This is a genomic window from Clostridium sp. 1001271st1 H5, assembly GCF_005845215.1.
Classification (GTDB): Bacteria; Bacillota; Clostridia; order Lachnospirales; family Lachnospiraceae; genus Enterocloster.
Window position 1 is genome coordinate 314,824 of record NZ_SPHO01000001.1, and the last position, 19,216, is coordinate 334,039.

The 19,216-nt window shown below is 50.0% G+C and carries 18 protein-coding genes and 1 riboswitch; of the genes, 16 read left to right on the forward strand and 2 right to left on the reverse strand.

Annotated elements, in window-relative coordinates; all coding sequences use genetic code 11:
* The first annotated feature begins 24 nt into the window (after positions 1–24).
* Complete coding sequence (locus FGS84_RS01320; RefSeq protein WP_138305938.1) at positions 25–777, forward strand: cyclase family protein; 753 nt, start codon at positions 25–27, stop codon at positions 775–777.
* Positions 778–852: 75 nt separating this feature from the next.
* On the opposite strand, the gene FGS84_RS01325 is transcribed toward FGS84_RS01320, so the two are convergent.
* Positions 853–1,731, reverse strand: a complete 879-nt coding sequence (locus FGS84_RS01325; RefSeq protein ID WP_138305939.1) for a LysR family transcriptional regulator — start codon at positions 1,729–1,731, stop codon at positions 853–855.
* A 285-nt stretch (positions 1,732–2,016) separates the two neighbouring features.
* On the opposite strand from FGS84_RS01325, the gene FGS84_RS01330 reads away from it, so the two are divergent.
* The 4 genes from FGS84_RS01330 (at position 2,017) to thiC (ending at position 6,294) form a co-directional block, all read left to right on the forward strand.
* The gene (locus FGS84_RS01330) at positions 2,017–3,492 is read left to right on the forward strand and encodes a UbiD family decarboxylase (RefSeq protein WP_138305940.1); all 1,476 of its coding nucleotides are present in this window, start codon (positions 2,017–2,019) and stop codon (positions 3,490–3,492) included.
* A gap of 12 nt (positions 3,493–3,504) precedes the next feature.
* Positions 3,505–4,074, forward strand: a complete 570-nt coding sequence (locus tag FGS84_RS01335) for a UbiX family flavin prenyltransferase (RefSeq protein ID WP_138305941.1) — start codon at positions 3,505–3,507, stop codon at positions 4,072–4,074.
* Complete coding sequence (locus tag FGS84_RS01340; RefSeq protein WP_138305942.1) at positions 4,059–4,457, forward strand: hypothetical protein; 399 nt, start codon at positions 4,059–4,061, stop codon at positions 4,455–4,457. The genes FGS84_RS01335 and FGS84_RS01340 overlap by 16 nt, the downstream gene beginning before the upstream one ends.
* Before the next feature lie 188 nt (positions 4,458–4,645).
* Positions 4,646–4,755: riboswitch (TPP riboswitch) on the forward strand.
* Positions 4,756–4,986: 231 nt separating this feature from the next.
* Positions 4,987–6,294: a phosphomethylpyrimidine synthase ThiC gene (gene thiC / locus FGS84_RS01345; RefSeq protein WP_138305943.1), complete on the forward strand. Its 1,308-nt coding sequence runs from the start codon at positions 4,987–4,989 to the stop codon at positions 6,292–6,294.
* A 143-nt stretch (positions 6,295–6,437) separates the two neighbouring features.
* On the opposite strand, the gene FGS84_RS01350 is transcribed toward thiC, so the two are convergent.
* Positions 6,438–8,420 (reverse strand): sodium-translocating pyrophosphatase, encoded by a 1,983-nt coding sequence (locus FGS84_RS01350; RefSeq protein ID WP_138305944.1) that lies wholly within the window; start codon positions 8,418–8,420, stop codon positions 6,438–6,440.
* A 236-nt stretch (positions 8,421–8,656) separates the two neighbouring features.
* Here FGS84_RS01350 and FGS84_RS01355 point away from each other — a divergent pair, with 236 nt between their 5' ends.
* The 11 genes from FGS84_RS01355 (at position 8,657) to FGS84_RS01405 (ending at position 19,214) form a co-directional block, all read left to right on the forward strand.
* Positions 8,657–9,052 carry a pyridoxamine 5'-phosphate oxidase family protein gene (locus tag FGS84_RS01355; protein WP_138305945.1) on the forward strand — a complete coding sequence of 132 codons (396 nt, stop codon included), beginning with the start codon at positions 8,657–8,659 and terminating at the stop codon, positions 9,050–9,052.
* Positions 9,053–9,465: 413 nt separating this feature from the next.
* Positions 9,466–11,415, forward strand: coding sequence for a bifunctional diguanylate cyclase/phosphodiesterase (locus FGS84_RS01360; protein ID WP_347563759.1), 1,950 nt, complete (start codon positions 9,466–9,468; stop codon positions 11,413–11,415).
* 128 nt (positions 11,416–11,543) lie between these two features.
* Complete coding sequence (locus FGS84_RS01365) at positions 11,544–12,188, forward strand: GntR family transcriptional regulator (protein WP_240305518.1); 645 nt, start codon at positions 11,544–11,546, stop codon at positions 12,186–12,188.
* A 168-nt stretch (positions 12,189–12,356) separates the two neighbouring features.
* Complete coding sequence (locus FGS84_RS01370) at positions 12,357–13,445, forward strand: TRAP transporter substrate-binding protein (RefSeq protein WP_138305948.1); 1,089 nt, start codon at positions 12,357–12,359, stop codon at positions 13,443–13,445.
* 15 nt (positions 13,446–13,460) lie between these two features.
* Positions 13,461–13,955 (forward strand): TRAP transporter small permease, encoded by a 495-nt coding sequence (locus FGS84_RS01375; RefSeq protein WP_138305949.1) that lies wholly within the window; start codon positions 13,461–13,463, stop codon positions 13,953–13,955.
* Positions 13,952–15,229 (forward strand): TRAP transporter large permease, encoded by a 1,278-nt coding sequence (locus FGS84_RS01380; RefSeq protein WP_138305950.1) that lies wholly within the window; start codon positions 13,952–13,954, stop codon positions 15,227–15,229. Before FGS84_RS01375 ends, FGS84_RS01380 begins: the two co-directional genes overlap by 4 nt.
* Positions 15,230–15,250: 21 nt before the next feature.
* Positions 15,251–16,150: a L(+)-tartrate dehydratase subunit alpha gene (ttdA, locus tag FGS84_RS01385; protein WP_138305951.1), complete on the forward strand. Its 900-nt coding sequence runs from the start codon at positions 15,251–15,253 to the stop codon at positions 16,148–16,150.
* Positions 16,147–16,767: a L(+)-tartrate dehydratase subunit beta gene (gene ttdB, locus FGS84_RS01390; protein WP_138305952.1), complete on the forward strand. Its 621-nt coding sequence runs from the start codon at positions 16,147–16,149 to the stop codon at positions 16,765–16,767. Before ttdA (FGS84_RS01385) ends, ttdB (FGS84_RS01390) begins: the two co-directional genes overlap by 4 nt.
* A gap of 14 nt (positions 16,768–16,781) precedes the next feature.
* Entirely contained in the window at positions 16,782–17,684 is a 903-nt protein-coding gene (gene ttdA / locus FGS84_RS01395; protein WP_347563760.1) for a L(+)-tartrate dehydratase subunit alpha, read from the forward strand.
* Positions 17,684–18,295, forward strand: coding sequence for a L(+)-tartrate dehydratase subunit beta (ttdB, locus tag FGS84_RS01400; RefSeq protein ID WP_138305953.1), 612 nt, complete (start codon positions 17,684–17,686; stop codon positions 18,293–18,295). Before ttdA (FGS84_RS01395) ends, ttdB (FGS84_RS01400) begins: the two co-directional genes overlap by 1 nt.
* Positions 18,296–18,314: 19 nt before the next feature.
* Positions 18,315–19,214 carry a dihydrodipicolinate synthase family protein gene (locus FGS84_RS01405; RefSeq protein WP_138305954.1) on the forward strand — a complete coding sequence of 300 codons (900 nt, stop codon included), beginning with the start codon at positions 18,315–18,317 and terminating at the stop codon, positions 19,212–19,214.
* The last annotated feature ends 2 nt before the right edge of the window (positions 19,215–19,216 follow it).

The following is a 19,216-nucleotide window of genomic DNA, read 5'->3' on the forward strand; positions in this document are numbered from 1 at the left end:
AAATACCACAGGAGGAACCGGAATATGTATCAGTTATGGGAAGATTTAAAGAGGCTAAAAACATACCGCTGGGTCGAGCTGTCCCATCCGCTTAACAACGACAGCCCGTACTGGGGAGGGATTCCGGAGGGGGCAGTGGAACTGTCAAAAACCGTATATGACTGGGGAAATGAACTGGAATGCCTGATTCAGACCTTCAAATTTCCCGGGCAGTTCGGTACACACATTGATTTTCCGGGACATTTTATCAAAGGGAAGGCATTATCGGAGCAGTACGGCGTCAGGGACATGGTTTTCCCGCTGGTAGTCATTGATATCTCTGAAAAGGTGAAGGAAAATGCGGAATACGCCGTGTCCGTGGAGGACATCAAGAAATTTGAGGCTGAGTACGGGGATATACCGGATGGAGCGTTTGTGGCCCTGTATACCGGATGGAGCGGACGCTGGCCGGATATGGATGCCATCTCCAATTATGACCAGGAGGGCGGAGAGCATTTTCCGGGGTGGTCCATGGAGGCGCTGAGATATATCTATGAGGTGCGGAATGCGGCCGCCAATGGGCATGAAACCCTGGACACCGATGCCTCGGTGCTGGCAGCCCGGTCAGGGGACCTGGCCTGCGAGCGCTATCTGCTGGACAAGGGCAAGCTGCAGGTGGAGGTTATGTGCAATCTGGACCAGGTGCCTGCGGCCGGAGCCATTGTGTTTGCCGTATTTCCTCCCATTGAGGGGGCGACAGGGCTGCCTGTCCGCATGTGGGCCGTAGTTCAGGAGTAGACAGATAGACAGCGGAAGGTCAGATGCGCAGGGTACCGGCAGGGCAGATGCGCAGGGTACTGGCAGGGCTCAGGATTATCGTATATATCCGTCGGCGTAACGGAGGAATTCGGCCATGGCGGATGATATCCGGCCCTGCTTTTTGCCGGCTATGCCGATGGACAGCGTGCGGGGAGTATCAATGGGAACAGAGACAATGTCCCGGTACTGGAACAGCCTGAAATTTTCTTCCGGCAGCAGGCTGATGCCTTCACGGACAGCCACGGCGCTGATGATGGATTCCATGCGTGCCGTGCGGAGCAGATGAGGCCGGATTCCTGCTTCACGGAACAGGTCCATGCAGAAATCATAGATGGACGTGTAGGTATGCATTAGTATGAATCCCTCCCCTGCAATATCATCCAGGGAAATGACAGGCCTTCCGGCCAGTCTGTGGTTTTCGGGAAGGATTGCAACCAGCCTGTCTTCTGCCAGCGTCCGGAAGGTATGGTTTTTGTTGTCCAGCATATTGCTGCGGGTGATGATGAAGTCATAGGCATTGTTGGAAAATCCCCTGAGCAGGTCATGTTCCTCAACTTCCTCCAGCATGAGATGGATTTGCGGATGACTGTCTGCAAAATCCTTCAGCATGGCTGTGAGATGGTACTGGGACAGGATAGGAAGAGTACCGATGGACAGCTTCTGACTTGATTGTTCCTTGAATTCACTGATTCGAAGGAGGGCTTTTTTGTATTCCCCTGACAGGTTCAGGGCTTCCTGGTAAAACATGCGCCCTGCCTCTGTCAGGACAGCGGAGCGCCGGCTTCTGTCCCAAAGCTGGATATCCAGCTCCTTTTCCAGCTTCATAATTTGTTTGGACAGGGCGGACTGGCTGATGTGCAGTGTTTCCGCGGCGTCTAAAAAGGTGCCGCACTGGGCGGCCGCAATAAAATAATCCAGTTGTTCAAAGGTCATATCTGTCGTCCGTTCCTTTCTGGTACATAGGGGACGGCATATTAAGGTTTGCACCTGTTTCCCTTATGTTCCGGCTGGCTTGTTGATTCATTCCATTTTGGAAACAATTATACCATAAGATGAATTGATTCTCCAGGCTTTTTCAAGTAAGATGTGAAATAGAGTAACAGCAGAACCGCAGGGGTGGAATGACATGGATGGATTATCAATGCATGAAATATCCCAGCCAATGCTGAAAAAATAAAAAAGGCGGATGACAGGATAAGCCGGAGAGGGGATTTTGATATGTCAAAGAAAGTCAGGGATTTAAGAAGCGCGCTGGAATTATTGGCAGAGCTGCCGGGGCAGCTTCTGGAGACAGATGTGGAAGTAGAGCCCATGGCTCAATTATCAGGTGTGTACCGGTATGTAGGAGCAGGAGGTACGGTAAAACGGCCTACCAGGGAAGGCCCTGCCATGATTTTTCACAATGTAAAGGGACATCCGGATGCCAGCGTTGCCATTGGTGTGCTGGCCAGCAGGAAACGTGTGGCAGCCCTTTTGGACTGCAAGCCGGAGGATTTGGGTAAGATGCTGTGCCGCAGTGTGGAGAAGCCGGTTCCGCCTGTGATGTGTCAGAGTGAGCCTGTCTGCCAGCAGGTGGTGCACCGGGCGGATGAACCTGGGTTTGACCTGTATAAGCTGGTTCCGGCGCCAACCAACACGCCCTATGACGCAGGCCCGTATATTACGCTTGGAATGTGTTATGCAGCCCACCCGGATACAGGCGCCCACGATGTTACCATCCACAGGCTCTGTATTCAGGGAAAGGATGAGCTGTCTATTTTCTTTACACCGGGCGCCAGGCATATCGGCGCTATGGCGGAGAGAGCGGAGGAGCTGGGACGCAGGCTGCCTATTTCCATCAGCATTGGCGTGGACCCGGCCATTGAGATTGGTTCCTGTTTTGAGCCGCCCACCACGCCTTTGGGGTATGATGAATTGTCAGTGGCAGGAGCGCTGCGGGGAGAGCCGGTGGAACTGTGCAGATGCCTGACCGTGGATGAGATGGCCATAGCCAATGCAGAATATGTTATTGAGGGCGAGGTCATTCCTGGTGTGAGAATTAAGGAGGACCAGAACAGCCATACAGGCTTTGCCATGCCGGAGTTTCCCGGTTACACGGGACCGGCCAGCGACCAGTGCTGGCTTATCAAGGTCAAGGCCGTCACCCACAGGGAGCGCCCCATCATGCAGACCTGTATAGGACCCAGCGAGGAGCATGTGTCCATGGCCGGCATACCAACGGAGGCCAGCATATTTGGTATGGTGGAAAAGGCCATGCCGGGAAGGCTTCAGAATGTATACTGCTGTTCCGCCGGGGGAGGGAAATACATGGCAGTGCTCCAGTTTAAAAAATCTGTAGCCAGTGATGAAGGCAGACAGAGGCAGGCAGCTCTTCTGGCGTTTTCCGCTTTCAGCGAACTTAAGCATATTTTCCTGGTGGATGAGGATGTGGACTGTTTTGATATGAACGACGTACTCTGGGCCATGAATACACGGTTCCAGGGAGATGTGGATACCATCACCATTCCGGGGGTGAGATGCCATCCTCTGGACCCGTCCAATGACCCCAGGTTTTCCCCAAGCATAAGGGATCATGGCATTGCATGCAAGACCATTTTTGACTGTACGGTCCCCTTTGACCAGAAGGACCGATTTGTGAGGGCCAGGTTTATGGAATTAGACCCGTCTGCATGGGTGAAGCAGCCGGGGAGATAACAGGAGACGCATATGGGAAAGAGGATTATAGTCGGGGCCACAGGCGCAAGCGGAATGCCCGTCCTGGTGAAATGCCTGGAGCTTATAGGGGAACAGCCGGAATATGAGTCCTATCTGATTATGAGTGACAGTGCTGTGCTTACGCTGGGCCAGGAAACGAATCTGTCCGTGGAGCAGGTGGAGGCACTGGCGGACCATGTGCTGCAACCGGACCAGATTGGAGCCGGGCCCGCCAGCGGTTCCTTTGCCACAGCAGGAATGCTGGTTGTGCCGTGCAGCATGAAAACCATTGCCGGAATCCGCGCAGGATATGCGGAGAACCTGATTCTGCGTGCAGCGGACGTAACCATCAAGGAGCAGAGGACACTAGTTCTGGCAGCCAGGGAGACTCCGTTAAGTCCCATTCATTTAAGGAATATGCATGAGCTTTCCTTGATGCCCGGCGTGAGAATCATTCCTCCTATGATGACCTTTTATCACAGGCCGGAACATATGGACCAGATGATTTATCATATTGCCTCCAAGCTGCTGGAGCCGTTTGGAATAGAGGGAAAGGAGTACCGCAGATGGAGTGGATTATAGTGGGACGAAAGGAATTGTCCTGTTCTTATATGGAGGCAGGTGCTGCTTTTTTAGGGGAGGATATCCTGGCATGCATCCAGGGCGGGGATAAGCCCCATATCGGATGCACGGTCCAGGCAGTGCCAAGGCCGTCCCTGACAGGCGACGGAACCATAAGCGCAACGTCATCCGTACTGAACCTGACAGGCCACAAGGATGAGGCCCTGTGCCGGAGGCTGGCAGAGAAACTGTGCAGGGCAACCGGCAGGGTGGTGGTCTGTACCGGAGGGTTCCATATTGACAACATGAAGCCGGAACAGATAGACGAGGTGGTGAAGGCCCTGGACGGACTGGCGGATGAGATTGTGTCAGGGCTTGGCATGACGGGATTCGCAGGATGTTAGCAGTAGCGTTACCGGTTTGTGGCAGGCTGGGGGAGGGGAGTCATTGCCGGCATCAGTTTCCTGTCCGGTATGGGCGCTCTCCCGGATGCATTTGGGAATAATGGTTGACAAGCCGTTGTTTTCCGTATAAACTTACAGAGTAAGGCAGAAATGTCTTTCGGATAGAGTAGGGAAGCTGCTGTATTCAATATATTACAACAGGGAGCTTGTGGAGCAGGCTGAGAGGAAGTAATCGAACTTCGACCTATTAAACCTGATTTGGATAATGCCAACGTAGGGAAATATGGAGTATGCATAAGTCTGCATAATATGATTGGTCCATTCCTTACGGGTATGGGCCTTTTTTGCAGCCTGAAGCATGTCCGGCGGTACACGCTCCGGGGGATATACGGTCCGGCGGCACATTGCAGGAGTGTACATGCACACGGGAACCGGGCCGGACATACAGCGGGAAGCGAATCAATGTTTAATGGGACATGTTTGAACCTTATTTTATCCGCCTGCCTGCCAGGGCAAAGAGGAGGAAGAGATGGATTATACCACGCAGATGGACGCGGCCAGGAAAGGGATTTTGACAGAAGAACTGAAAAAGGTGGCGGAAAAAGAACGGTTTGAGCCTGCAGAGCTGATGCAGCTGGTGGCAGAGGGCAAGGCGGCTGTACCTGCCAACCGGCTACATACCTGTCTGGAGCCAAACGGAATCGGGTCCGGGCTTAAGACAAAAATCAACGTGAACCTTGGCACGTCAAGGGACTGCAAAGACCTGGACATGGAATTACAGAAGGTAAACAACGCAGTAAAAATGGGGGCTGAGTCCATCATGGACCTGAGCTCATGGGGGGATACCCGCACATTCAGGAGAATGCTGACTTCCCAGTGCCCTGCAATCATCGGCACGGTTCCCATCTACGATGCAGTGGTCTATTACCACAAGCCGCTGAAGGAGATTACATCCCAGGAGTGGCTGGACATTGTAAAGATGCATGCGGAGGATGGGGTGGATTTTATGACCATCCATGTGGGAATCAACCGGCAGACATCAGAGCGCTTCAAGAGGGCGCGGCGTCTTACCAACATTGTTTCCAGGGGCGGTTCCATTATATTTGCCTGGATGGAAATGACAGGGGAGGAAAATCCTTTTTATGAGCATTTTGACGAGATACTGGATATCTGCCAGGCTTATGACGTGACCCTGAGCCTGGGAGATGCCTGCCGGCCCGGTTGTATTGAGGATGCCTCGGATATTTCCCAGATTGAGGAACTGGTAACTCTGGGAGAGCTGACCAGAAGGGCATGGGAGAAAAATGTGCAGGTCATTATAGAAGGACCGGGACACATGCCCCTGGACCAGATTCAGGCCAATATGAAAATACAGCAGACCATCTGTCAGGGTGCCCCCTTTTATGTCCTCGGTCCTCTGGTGACAGATATTGCGCCGGGATATGACCATATCACTGCGGCTATAGGCGGTGCTCTGGCTGCTGCTGCCGGTGCATCCTTTCTCTGTTATGTGACGCCGGCTGAACATCTGAGGCTGCCGGACCTGGACGATGTCAGGGAGGGCATCATGGCATCCAAGATTGCTGCCCATGCAGCGGATATTGCAAAGGGTATCAGAGGGGCGGCACAGTGGGACCGCGAAATGAGCACAGCCCGGAAGAATCTGGATTGGGAGCGCATGTTTGAGCTGGCCATTGACCCGGAAAAAGCCAGGAGATACCGGGAATCAGCCAAGCCGGAAAAGGAGGACACCTGTTCCATGTGCGGTAATTTCTGTGCTGTAAAGAACATGAACCGGATTTTGGATGGGGAAATCGTGAGTATTTTTGATGAGTGATGGGAGTGGATTGAGGGGAGGTTTTCGCCTGGTGCGGCCTTTCAGCAATATTTTATAAGCAAAACAATGGGAAGGACAATCCAGAACATGGATTTTCCTTCCCATTAACTGTTTATACAGCCGTAAAACGGTTATTTTTTTGGTTAAATCAATCCTCCAAACTGCAGGAACAGAGGAGCAAACACCAGAGATACAATGGTCATCAGCTTAATAAGAATATTGATGGAAGGACCTGAGGTATCTTTAAACGGGTCGCCTACGGTATCGCCCACTACAGCGGCTTTGTGTGAATCACTGCCTTTGCCGCCGTGATTTCCTTCTTCGATGTATTTCTTTGCGTTATCCCAGGCTCCGCCGGAGTTGGACATGAAGATGGCCATCAATACGCCGGTTACAAGGGCTCCGGTCAGAAGTCCGCCAAGAGCGGACGGACCCAGTATAAGGCCGGTTGCCAGAGGCGCCAGTACTGCCATCAGACCCGGCAGGAACATCTCGCGAAGAGCTGCTTTGGTGGAGATGGATACACAGGAAGCGTAGTCAGGGCGGTCTGTTCCCTTAAGGATGCCGGGTTTTTCCCTGAACTGACGGCGTACTTCCTCAATCATCTGATGCGCTGCCTTGGATACGGATTCCATGGTCATGGCTGAGAAGAGGAAGGTGAGCATACCGCCAATGAAAAGTCCTACAATGACATGGGCATTGAGGATGTCAATGGTAGTGAGCTTTACAGCCTCGGCGTAGGAGACAAACAGAGCCAGTGCTGTAAGGGCTGCGGAGCCGATGGCAAAGCCTTTGCCGATAGCAGCAGTTGTATTGCCCACAGAGTCCAGTTTGTCGGTAATATCCCTGACAGACTTGTCAAGGCTGGCCATCTCTGCGATTCCGCCTGCATTGTCGGCAATGGGTCCGTAAGCATCAATAGCTACGGTGATTCCTGTGGTGGACAGCATGCCTACGGCTGCCAGGGCAATTCCGTAGAGTCCCATAAGCTTGTTGGAAATCAGAACACCTACGCATACCAGCAGGATGGGGATGGCTGTTGACTGCATTCCCACTGCAAGGCCGCTGATAATAGTGGTGGCGGAGCCGGTTTCAGACTGCTTGGCAATCTTCTTCACAAAGCGGTAGTCGCCGGATGTATATACTTCGGTGACGGCACCAATCAGCACGCCCACCAATAAGCCGGTAATGATGGTAAAAGCTGCCATGAAGTTGCCGAAAAACATACGGCTGAGGACAAGGGAGCAGACCACTACCAGTGCGGTTGCGCTGTACTCGCCGGTTTTTAATGCCTTGTGCGGGTCGGAGTTACCGATGCTCTTGACTAACAGAGCGCCTATGATGGCGGCAATAATACCGCATGCTGAAAGCATCAGCGGGAAAACAATGCCGGCTTCCTGATAGAACACAAGGCCCAGTGTCAGGGCTGAAATCAGGGAACCTACATAGGATTCAAACAGGTCGGCTCCCATGCCGGCCACATCGCCTACATTATCGCCTACGTTGTCTGCAATAACAGCAGGGTTACGCGGGTCGTCCTCGGGGATGCCGGCCTCAACCTTACCTACCAGGTCAGCGCCAACATCGGCTGCCTTGGTGTAAATGCCTCCTCCCACACGGGCAAAAAGTGCGATGGAAGAAGCACCCAGGCTGAATCCGGATAAAACAGATACGTCCCTTGTAAGTATGTAGAGCACACCTACGCCCAGCAGGCCTAAACCTACCACGGCCATTCCCATAACGCTTCCGCCGGAGAATGCAAGGGCCAGCGCCCGGTGCATACCGGATGTGCGGGCGGCGTTAGCCGTACGGCTGTTGGCACGGATGGCGGCGTTCATGCCCAGATATCCGGCCATGGTGGAAAATCCGCTTCCCACAAGGAAACATCCGGCTGTAATCCAGTTCCGTGTTCCAAGACCAATAACAAAGAATAACACAGCTACAAAGATGACAAGAATACGGTATTCGGATGCCAGAAACGCGTTGGCGCCCTCTGCGATTGCGTCGGCAATCTCACGCATCTTGTCCGTACCCGGGTCCTCCTTGATGACCTGCTGCCTTAAAATGATGGCAAACAGGAGTCCCAGCAGCCCCACTACCGGGACTAAGAATAACATTTGTTCCATAATACCCTCCTAAATTTGGTTAAGATAAGTTCTTCTTAATGGGATTGTAGCAGAGTTATTGGGATTTTTCAACAAAAAGTATTAGAATACCTTAAAAAAATTGTAAAATGACAGTATCTTTATTATACTATGGCACTGTAAGGTACCTATCCCACTTTAAAGTGCGTTCTTGTGAGCATGCAGTCTGTATTTTATAATACAGGTATAAACAAATAAGAGGAAGGGTGGAACTTATCATGAATAAAGTAGTTGATTTTTTACAGGCAAACCCTGTGCAGTATCTGGGAACCGTGGGAAGGGATGGAAAGGCAAAGTGCCGTCCGTTCATGTTCTGTTTTGAAAAGGATGGAAAGCTGTGGTTCTGCACCAATAACCAGAAGGAAGTATACAAGGACATGCAGGCCAACCCGGAAGTAGAGATATCTGTTTCGGATGCCTCCTATGCGTGGCTGCGTCTTCACGGTAAGGCTGTCTTTGAAAACAATATGGAGGTAAAGGAAGCCTGCATGGCCAATCCAATTGTTAAGGGCCAGTATAATACGGCCGACAATCCGATTTTTGTGGTATTTTATCTGGAGAATCCCCATGGTGTGATTGCTGATTTTTCCGGAAATCCGCCTTACGAATTTTAAAGGTAAAATGAAAGACGGATGAATAAAACGTCAAGATTAAACCAAAGACAGGATAATAATAGGTAAGTTAAGAACAGTACATAAAGTCATGAAAAAGTTCCCGGCAGCAATGTCAGACGGGAACTTTTTTCCGTTGTCAGGCATGGGAGAAGAAGTGAAGGCTTCCCACGGTATCCATATGTTTTGCACCCGGCCGGATGATGGAAGGCCGGTATGAAATCCGGCAACCCGGACACAGAGGCGGAAACCAAAAGCTGAAGAATAAAGAAATATTTTCCATATAAGTTATTGATGTAAACAGGAATATGGTATATGATTAAGAAATGATGACACCTTGTATACGTTGAGAAAAGGGAAATGGAAGAGGAGCTTTATACAGCGGGGGAAAGGTGGGAAACGGCAGGTATATAAGGGTGAGGTGGAACATAGCTCCGGAAACAATATCATTGGTTATCCTGGGAATCATATGGGTGTATTCCAGGAAGGGCAGCCATCTGCCAAGCCTGAAGAACAGAATGTTCCAGGGGTGCCTGACCGTTACCTTTGCAGCCATGTTTAGCAACATTCTGTCCACCTTTATGCTGTGCGGCTATATACCGGTGCCGGTCTGGGTCACCTGGTCAGTCACTACCGTGTATTTCATACTGACGCCTCTTATGGGACTGGTGTATTATCTTTATGTGATTTCCATTATATACGAAGAAAAGCCCCAGCTTTACCGCATGCTTCTGTTGGGCGGAATCCCCGGGGCCATCTATACCTTGCTGGTGCTGTCCAATTGTTTCACAAAATGTCTCTTCGATATTACTGTGAATCAGGGGTATGAACAGGGCAGCCTGATTTTTTTGACCTATCTTATTTTTTATGCGTATTGCGCTGGCTGCATTGTTGTTGCCGTCAGGAACCGGCGTTCCATAGACAGCCATATTTATCATATATTGGCTGCATTTCCTGTATTGGCTGTTCTGGTAATTCTTTTTCAGCAGATGTATCCGGATATTATTTTGTCCGGTTCTGCTGCCACCTGCGCATTGCTGATTATCTACCTGCATCTTCAGAACCGTCAGATTTCCCTGGATTATCTCACCAATGTGCCCAACCGTCAGGAACTGCTCAACATGCTGGACCTCCTTCTGAGAAGGTATCCGGATAAAGACTTTACGCTGCTGGTGGTATCCATACGGGATTTCAGGCAGATTAACAATGTATGCGGCCAGCATGGAGGAGATGCCTTCTTAAGGCAGGTATGTGCCTTTTTGTGCAGTGTGGGGCCAAAGGAAAATGTCTACCGGTACAGCGGTGATGAGTTTGCGCTTTTATTCATTAATGAGGGCGGGGAACGTATACGTCAGTGTGTCCATGACATAGGGGCCCGTATGAAACAGCCGTGGCAGAACCAGGACTACCAGTTTAAGCTTCCGGCCGTCATGGGAGTTATCCGCCGTTCAGAGTATGTGAAGACATTGGAGGCAGCGGTCAGTTCCATTGAATATGCGGTGTCACAGGCAAAGACGGGCAGATATGGACAGGTTTGTTACTGTGACCAGGATATGCTGGAAAAACTGGAGCGGAGAAAGAAAATCATCAGAATACTGAAGGGGCAGCTTGCCAATCACATCGTGGAAATGTATTACCAGCCCATCTACTCTGTGGGGACCAGGGAGTTCCGGTATGCGGAATCTCTGATGCGTATGAACCACACGTCCATAGGACCGGTCTATCCCAATGAATTTATACCCATTGCAGAGGAGACAGGTCTTATTATTGAACTTACATATGTGATTCTTGACCAGGTCTGTAAATACATTAACCGGCTCATAGAAAAAGGACTGCCCATGGAGGCCATCCATGTGAATTTTTCCGCCATTCAGTTTTCACAGCCGGATTTGGCCCGGAAAGTACTGGAAATCATCCAGCGCAACGGCACACCCATGTCTGCCATTAAAATTGAATTCACGGAAAGTACGCTTGCTGAGAATCCGCAGGTGGTAACGGATTTTGCCCTTGAGATGAGGAAGCACGGGATTGAAATGGGACTGGATGATTTTGGGACCGGGTATTCCAATATCGCCACCGTTATCCGTATCCCGTTCGGTACCATCAAACTGGATAAAAGTCTGGTATGGGCTTCCATAGATAACCCCACATCAGCCATGACCATAAAGCATCTGGTGCATGCCTTCAGGGACCTTGGAATGACCGTGATTGCCGAGGGAGTGGAGACGGAAAGCCAGAGACAGCTGGTGGAGGATATTGGGGTGGAGCAGATACAGGGATATTATTATTCGAAGCCCCTGCCGGCGGATGGGATGGAGGAGTTTTTGAAGATGAACGGAAAACACTGCGGCGGAGAACATCCCTAGGGGGAGGGGAGCAGAAGGTTGCGTTATTCACGTATAACTGTTATAATCATCAAATAATGGATACAAAATAATCCTATCTATATAAGAACCTGAAAGGAGGTATGCAGGGAGACCTGTATACAGTATATATGAAAAATATAAGTCCTATCAAAATGTGGTCTGCCAGGGAGCAGGTGGTTAATTCTCTCAGGGAGGCAATACTTACAAGCGAGTTAAAGGCAGGAGAGAGGCTGGTTTTAAGCGATTTGTCAGCCCGGTTGGGAGTTTCCGTTACCCCAATCAGGGAGGCCCTACAGAGCCTGGAACGGGAAGGCCTGGTGCAGCTGATGCCTCATAAGGAGGCAGTTGTGGTGGGGATTGACCGTAAATATGTCACTGATTATTATGTGACGCGTGCAATACTGGAAAGCGAAGCAGCTGCCATGGCCTGTGAGGCAGAGGATATGACCGCCCTGAGCGGCCATTTAAAAAAAATGGAACAGGTCATTGAAGAGGAGCGCTATCAGGATTACGCCGATTCAAATTACGATTTACATGAAGCAATCTGGATTTTGGCTGATAATGAGAGAATGGAAGGAATCCTGAAGACGCTTTTCATATCTAATTCTCTGGCCAGAAATACCAGCCTTAAGGATAATGCTTTAGTGTCATTTGGGGAGCACAAGGAAATTGTGAAGGCGATTGAGATGAGAAATAAAGAGGAAGCCAGACAAAAGATGCATGACCATATGATGCGGAGTCTGAGGGATACACTGTCAAAGTATGAGGAATAACAGGGAATTGTGAGATTTGCTGTAAAAATGTGATGAGAGGTATTGACATTTGTGCATAATACTAATATAATTTATACATAAATATTGGATACATTATTTGATATAACATATATTTAAGGTTTGTATCCAATTTTTGGGGCTATTAATGTATAAAAAGGAGGAAAAGCAATGAAGAAGGGAAAACACTTAGTAAGTCTGATTTTGGCAGCAGCCATGGCAGCAGGTCTGTCGGCATGCGGGGGACAGACAGCACAGCAGTCAACAGCAGCGGCTACAGAGGGGACAAAGCAGGCGTCTGAAGCAGCACCGGCAGAATCACAGGAGAAGGAAACAGCACCAGCCGGTAAGGCGGAGGTTACATTATCACTGAATCATGTGGGGGCGACCACCCATCCTTACCAGTATGGTTCCGAGCGTTTCGCAGAACTGGTTTCAGAGAAAACAGGCGGCAGGATTGCAGTGGAGGTTTATCCCGCATCCCAGATTGCTTCCGGTGCAAAGTCAATTGAGTTTGTACAGATGGGAACGCTTGATATTGCCCTGGAGTCTACCATGTCTGCCGAGAATTTTGTACCTGAGATAGGTGTTCTGAATCTTCCGTTCCTGTTTGAGAATGCGGACCAGGCGTTTACGGTTCTGGATGGAGACGTAGGCGATGAGCTGAGGGCAGCGGCTGAGGCCAAAGGCTTTAAGATATTATGCTGGATGTACAACGGATTCAGAGACATCAGCAATTCTGTTAAGCCCATAACTGGACCGGAGGATTTGAAGGGACTGAAAATTCGTGTTCCTGAAAGCCAGGTATTCCTGAAAACATTTGAGACATTGGGCGCGGTTCCCACACCAATGGCCGTATCTGAGGTGTTCACAGCCATGCAGCTAAAGACGGTTGACGGTCAGGAGAATCCATCCGCCATCTTTGTCAATAACAAATATAACGAAGTAAATGACTACTATTCCGTGACCCATCATATTTTCACGGCAGAGCCGCTGATTATGAGTCTGGATAAATTCAATTCCTTTAGCGGAGACGACCAGAAAGCGCTGCTGGAGGCGGCCCAGGAAGCAGCTGAGTACCAGAGGAAGCTGGCCATAGACAGTGCGGACCAGGAGCTTCAGCAGATAAAGGATGCAGGCGTCAATGTGAACGTAGTGGATGACATGAGTACGTTCAAGACAGCTGTCCAGCCGGTGTACGAGGCATTTAAAGACCAGTATGGAACCCTGATTGAGGAAATTCAGGCAGCTGTTAAATAGGAGGAGTGTGATTTCATGGGGAATTGTGTGGGCAGAGTAGTCCATGTGGTGGACAAGATTATGGAGGCGTTCTCGGCATTGATACTGGGCGGCATGACGCTTTTCATATTTGTCCAGGTGCTGGCCAGGTACGTGTTTAAATCCCCTCTGGCCTGGTCTGAGGAGGGGGCCAGGTTCCTGTTCATCTGGATGACCTTTATTGCTGGTTATGTGGGAGCAAGAAAGGGCCAGCATATAGGGGTTGAACTGATTCAGAACCTGTTTCCGGAAACGGTAAGGAAGGGGATGAAGGTGCTCTGTGATTTGATATCCATTGGATTTTTCATCATGGTGCTATATTACTGCTGTGCTCAATGGGATAAACTCAGCGCCCAGACATCGCCTGCACTAAAGCTTCCCATGGCCTTTGTCTATCTGGGAATGATGCTGGGATGTCTTGGAATGGCAGTAAGCTATTTCTTACATATCTTTGAAATACTGAAGAGAGAGAGGAGGGAGGACGCCTCATGACAGGGTTGTTATTCGGAAGCTTTTTCGTACTCATGTTTCTGGGAGTTCCCATTGCTGTGGCTCTTGGCCTAGCAGCGGTGATTGCAATCTTGACAGGTCTGAATTCATCTTTGATTGTAACGGCCCAGTCCATGTTTAATGGAATCAACTCCTTCCCGCTTATGGCAATTCCCTTTTTCATCCTGGCAGGAAACATGATGGGTGAAGGGGGGATTTCCAAGAAGCTGGTTACATTTGTAAATTTAATCTTCAGCCGAATTACAGGCGGACTGGCCATGGTGGCCATTGGGGCATCCATGTTTTTTGCAGCCATATCCGGTTCATGTCCGGCTACTACGGCAGCCATCGGAGGAATCATGGTTCCCGAGATGAAGGACAGCGGCTATGAGAAAACCTTTGCGGCCGCGACGGTGGCGGCTGCGGGAACCGTGGGACAGGTAATACCTCCCAGCATACCCATGGTTACATACTGTGTTCTGGCTAATACATCAGTCAGCACCCTGTTTCTGGCAGGTGTGGGTCCGGGCCTTTTGATGGGACTGGCAATGATGGTGGTGGCGTACCTGTATGCGAAGAAGAACAACGTACCTGTAATAAAGGAGAAGAAGAGCCCCAAGGAAGTACTGCATATATGCCTGGACAGTATGTGGGCCCTGATTATGCCAGTCATTATTCTGGGAGGAATATACAGCGGCATTTTTACTCCTACAGAGGCCGGAGCAGTGGCAGCCGTATATGGGATGGTGGTGGGATTATTTGTATATAAGGAACTTAAGTGGCGTGATATTCCAAAGGTGGTGTGTAATTCAGCCGTGGCAGCTTCGGTCATCATGCTGATTATGGCGACTGTCTCCACCTTTGGATATGTACTTACCATGGCCAGGATACCACAGGCCATCGCGGCATCCCTTCTGTCTTTTACCACCAATAAATATGTCCTGCTGTTCCTGTTTAATATCGTGGTCCTGATTGCGGGCTGTTTTCTCAATTCATCCGCAGCAATCGCGCTTCTGACGCCGATTCTTCTGCCGGTGCTTACAAGTGTGGGCGTGAATCCGTATATGGTAGGTATCGTATTTATCGTGAACATGGCAATCGGTATGATTACTCCTCCGGTAGGCAACTGTCTGTACGTGGCATGTAATATAGCGGACATTAAATTTGAAGCGTTGGTAAAGGCCATCATGCCCTATTTGATTGCCCTGATTATATCTTTACTGGCAATCACATACATAGAGCCAATCAGCATGACCCTGGTTAACATATTAGGATAAAACAGAGTGAGGTATAGGACTATGACACACGAAGATGCAAAGCAAAAGTTTACGGACATCATGGAGAAATTCATTGCAATGAGCAGCAAGCGGCTTCCCGATGACGTGTATGCGAAGTTGAAGGAGTGCGGGGAAAAGGAAGATAATGATATCCAGAAAGTGATTTATAATGCGTATTTTGAAAACCTGGATATGGCAGAAAAACTTAGCCGGCCATGCTGTCAGGATACAGGACTCCTGCATTTCTACATTAAGATGGGAACGGGATTCGCATATCAGGATATGGTAGCGGAAAGCCTGAGAAAGGCCACACATAATGCAACGTACAGTGCTCCCCTGCGTCAGAACACAGTGAATTATTTTGAGGAGAGGAACACCAATGACAACACAGGAGAAAGGATGCCATGGATTAACTGGGACATTGTACCGGATAATGATGACCTGGAAATCATAACGTATTTTGCAGGCGGCGGCTGCTGTCTGCCGGGGCGTTCCCAGGTGTTCAAGCCCTCTGACGGTTACGCAGCCATCATCAGGTATGTGTTTGATGCTGTGTCCGACCTGGGCATCAATGCATGTCCTCCCCTGATTGTGGGCGTGGGTCTGGGACATAATGCCGAGAATGCAGCTCTTTTGTCCAAGAAAGCTTATCTGAGACCGCTTGGCACAAGCCATCCTCACCCAAAGGGAGCAAAGCTGGAAACGGATTTGCTGGAAGGACTTAACAAGCTGGGAATCGGGGCTCAGGGCCTTAGGGGAAACTGTGCTGCCATGGAGGTACATATAGAATCATCTGCGCGCCATACAGCCACCATTGCCATCGGCGTGAATGTGGCATGTTATGCCCACCGCCGGGGCGTAATCCGATTCCACAATGATTTGTCTTATGAGATGCCGACATATAAGGGGGTAACGCTATGAAAAAGATATTGACTACACCGGTTACTACCGAGGATATTAAAGATTTGAGAACAGGAGACATCATCTATCTGTCGGGAGAGCTGGTAACAGGGCGTGATGACGTCCATCACCGTGTGGTTCATGAGGGACTTGCCTGTCCCTATGATTTTACCGGGGGCGCCATCATGCATGCAGGACCTATTATCAGGGAAGAACCGGGAAAGAACACCATGATTTCCATCGGCCCTACCTCTTCCATCCGGATGGAGGCAGACGCAGCTGATTTTATCCGCCTTACAGGGGTCAAAATCCAGGTGGGAAAGGGAGGAATGGGTGAAAAAACCTCTGAGGCATGTAAGAAATATGGGGCAATCCATTGCGTATACCCGGGAGGATGCGCCGTATCCGCGGCAGCACATGTGGAAGAAATAAAGAATGTATACTGGCGGGAACTGGGGATGCCGGAATGTCTGTGGGTGATGAAAATCAAGGAGTTTGGTCCTCTGATTGTATCCATTGACACAGAGGGAAATAACATGTTTGTGGACAACAAGAAATTTTATGCTTCCCGCAAGGAAGAATGCATGGCCCCAATTATTGACAGTGTCAAAGATTATATGAAGGTAGAGCAGGCATGAAAGGAGGGGAGGAAATGATGACAAAGACAGAGGCCGTGGAATATATGACAGATATCATGGCGAAATTCGTGGGGTACAGCGGAAAGGTGCTGCCTGATGATGTGACGGAAAAACTGAAGGAGCTCAGGGCGCTGGAGACAGGAGAATTGCCCAAGACCATCTATGACACCATGTTCAGAAACCAGGAACTGGCAGTTCTTTTGGACCGCCCCTGCTGTCAGGATACAGGGGTCCTGCAGTATCTTGTGAAATGCGGCACCAGGTTTCCTCTGATTGATTTCGTGGAAACGCTTCTTAAGGAGGCGACGGTCAGGGCAACATTTGACGCACCCCTGCGTCACAACAGCGTGGAGACATTTGACGAATATAATACGGGTAAGAATGTTGGAACGGGGACCCCTACCATATTTTGGGAGATTGTTCCGGAATGCGATACCTGCGAGATTTATTCCTATATGGCCGGCGGCGGCTGTTCCCTGCCCGGCAAGGCCATGGTCCTTATGCCGGGTCAGGGATATGAGGGGGTCACGAAATTCGTGCTGGATGTGATGACCAGTTACGGATTAAATGCCTGCCCGCCTTTGCTGGTGGGTGTGGGTGTGGCAACTTCAGTGGAAACCGCTGCCTTACTGTCAAAAAAGGCGCTGTTCAGACCTCTGGGAACCAGAAATCCAAATGAGAGGGCGGCTAAGCTGGAAAAACTTCTGGAGGATGGCATCAATGAAATCGGTCTGGGGCCCCAGGGGGTATCAGGCAAAATGTCCGTGATGGGCGTACATATTGAAAACACGGCCAGGCATCCATCCACCATAGGCGTGGCAGTAAACGTGGGATGCTGGTCCCACAGGAAGGGACATATTATCTTTGATAAGGATTTGAAGTATACCATCATTTCTCATAAGGGGGTGACTCTGTAATGGCTAAAAAAATATTAACCACGCCAATAAAGGCGGAAGATTTGGAGGATATTCATATAGGTGATATTATATATCTCACAGGACATATAACCACCTGCCGCGATGTTGCCCACAGGCGTCTTATTGAAGGCGGACGGAAACTGCCCGTGAATCTGGAGGGCGGAGCCATCCTGCATGCCGGTCCAATCATACGCCCCCTGGAGGAAGGCCGGTATGAAATGGTTTCGGTGGGACCCACCACCAGCATGCGCATGGAGAAGTTTGAGAAGGAATTCATCCGGGAAACAGGCGTGCGCCTTGTAGTGGGAAAGGGCGGCATGGGTAAGGGAACAGAGGAAGGGTGTAAAGAATATAAAGCCCTGCACTGTGTATTTCCTGCGGGCTGTGCAGTGGTGGCAGCTGACAGCGTGGAAGAAATCGAGCAGGCTGAGTGGCTGGATTTGGGAATGCCGGAGACTCTTTGGACATGCAGGGTCAGGGAGTTTGGTCCCCTCATTGTATCCATTGACACATATGGACGGAATCTTTTTGAAGAGAACAAGGTAAGGTTTAACGAGAAAAAGGACAAGGTTTACGGGAGAATCTGCCAGGAAGTACATTTCATAAAATAATGGGAGAGCAGGGAGAATCATGGCATTTACACAGTGGAAAGGGATATTCCCATATCTTGTATCACCCGTGGACGAGGACGGGAACGTAAAGGAACAGGTACTTCGCAATCTGGTGGACCATCTCATTGCATGCGGCGTTCATGGACTTACCCCTTTGGGAAGCACCGGGGAGTTCTTTTACCTGGACTGGGAACAGCGCAGGGAAATTGTCAGAATTGTGGTGGAAGCCGCGGCCCACAGGGTGCCTGTGGTTGCCGGGGTTGCGGCTTCCACAAACAGGGATGCCGCATTTCAGGCCTCTGAATTTGAACGGCTGGGAGTGGATGGAATCCTGGGAATCCTGAACGTGTATTTCCCATTAAAGCAGGATGGGATATACGGCTATTTTGCAGGCATTGCAGGAGCAGTGTCCTGCCAGGTAGTCGTATACAATAACCCTAAGTTTACAGGTTTTGAGATTGAGATTCCCACGCTGAAAAAACTGTCCCAAATATCAAATATTAATTACTATAAGGATGCATCCGGCAATACCGGGAGACTTCTTCAATTGTCTAATATAGTTGGAAACGATTTGAAGATATTCAGTGCATCCGCCCATGTTCCTGTATTTGTCATGATGCTTGGCGGGGCCGGATGGATGGCCGGTCCTGCCTGCCTGCTGCCAAAGGAGAGCGTCATGCTGTATGAATTATGCGCTCGGAAACGCTGGGACGAAGCATTCAGGCTGCAGAGAACCATGTGGGAAGTGAACCGTGTTTTTCAGAAATATAATCTGGCTGCCTGCGTAAAAGCAGGCCTGGAGCTTCAAGGGTTCCCCGTGGGAAATCCCATTGCGCCAAATCAGCCGTTGGGGAAAGAGGCAAGAGAAGAAGTGGGCCAGGTTATCCGGTTGATTAAGAAGGAGTTCCATACGTTGTAGTG

Coding starts and splice junctions, on each gene's coding strand:
- FGS84_RS01320 (WP_138305938.1), top strand. CDS start 25: ATGTATCAGTTATGGGAAGATTTAAAGAGGCTAAAAACATACCGCTGG.
- FGS84_RS01325 (WP_138305939.1), bottom strand. CDS start 1,731: ATGACCTTTGAACAACTGGATTATTTTATTGCGGCCGCCCAGTGCGGC.
- FGS84_RS01330 (WP_138305940.1), top strand. CDS start 2,017: ATGTCAAAGAAAGTCAGGGATTTAAGAAGCGCGCTGGAATTATTGGCA.
- FGS84_RS01335 (WP_138305941.1), top strand. CDS start 3,505: ATGGGAAAGAGGATTATAGTCGGGGCCACAGGCGCAAGCGGAATGCCC.
- FGS84_RS01340 (WP_138305942.1), top strand. CDS start 4,059: ATGGAGTGGATTATAGTGGGACGAAAGGAATTGTCCTGTTCTTATATG.
- thiC (WP_138305943.1), top strand. CDS start 4,987: ATGGATTATACCACGCAGATGGACGCGGCCAGGAAAGGGATTTTGACA.
- FGS84_RS01350 (WP_138305944.1), bottom strand. CDS start 8,420: ATGGAACAAATGTTATTCTTAGTCCCGGTAGTGGGGCTGCTGGGACTC.
- FGS84_RS01355 (WP_138305945.1), top strand. CDS start 8,657: ATGAATAAAGTAGTTGATTTTTTACAGGCAAACCCTGTGCAGTATCTG.
- FGS84_RS01365 (WP_240305518.1), top strand. CDS start 11,544: ATGAAAAATATAAGTCCTATCAAAATGTGGTCTGCCAGGGAGCAGGTG.
- FGS84_RS01370 (WP_138305948.1), top strand. CDS start 12,357: ATGAAGAAGGGAAAACACTTAGTAAGTCTGATTTTGGCAGCAGCCATG.
- FGS84_RS01375 (WP_138305949.1), top strand. CDS start 13,461: ATGGGGAATTGTGTGGGCAGAGTAGTCCATGTGGTGGACAAGATTATG.
- FGS84_RS01380 (WP_138305950.1), top strand. CDS start 13,952: ATGACAGGGTTGTTATTCGGAAGCTTTTTCGTACTCATGTTTCTGGGA.
- ttdA (WP_138305951.1), top strand. CDS start 15,251: ATGACACACGAAGATGCAAAGCAAAAGTTTACGGACATCATGGAGAAA.
- ttdB (WP_138305952.1), top strand. CDS start 16,147: ATGAAAAAGATATTGACTACACCGGTTACTACCGAGGATATTAAAGAT.
- ttdA (WP_347563760.1), top strand. CDS start 16,782: ATGATGACAAAGACAGAGGCCGTGGAATATATGACAGATATCATGGCG.
- ttdB (WP_138305953.1), top strand. CDS start 17,684: ATGGCTAAAAAAATATTAACCACGCCAATAAAGGCGGAAGATTTGGAG.
- FGS84_RS01405 (WP_138305954.1), top strand. CDS start 18,315: ATGGCATTTACACAGTGGAAAGGGATATTCCCATATCTTGTATCACCC.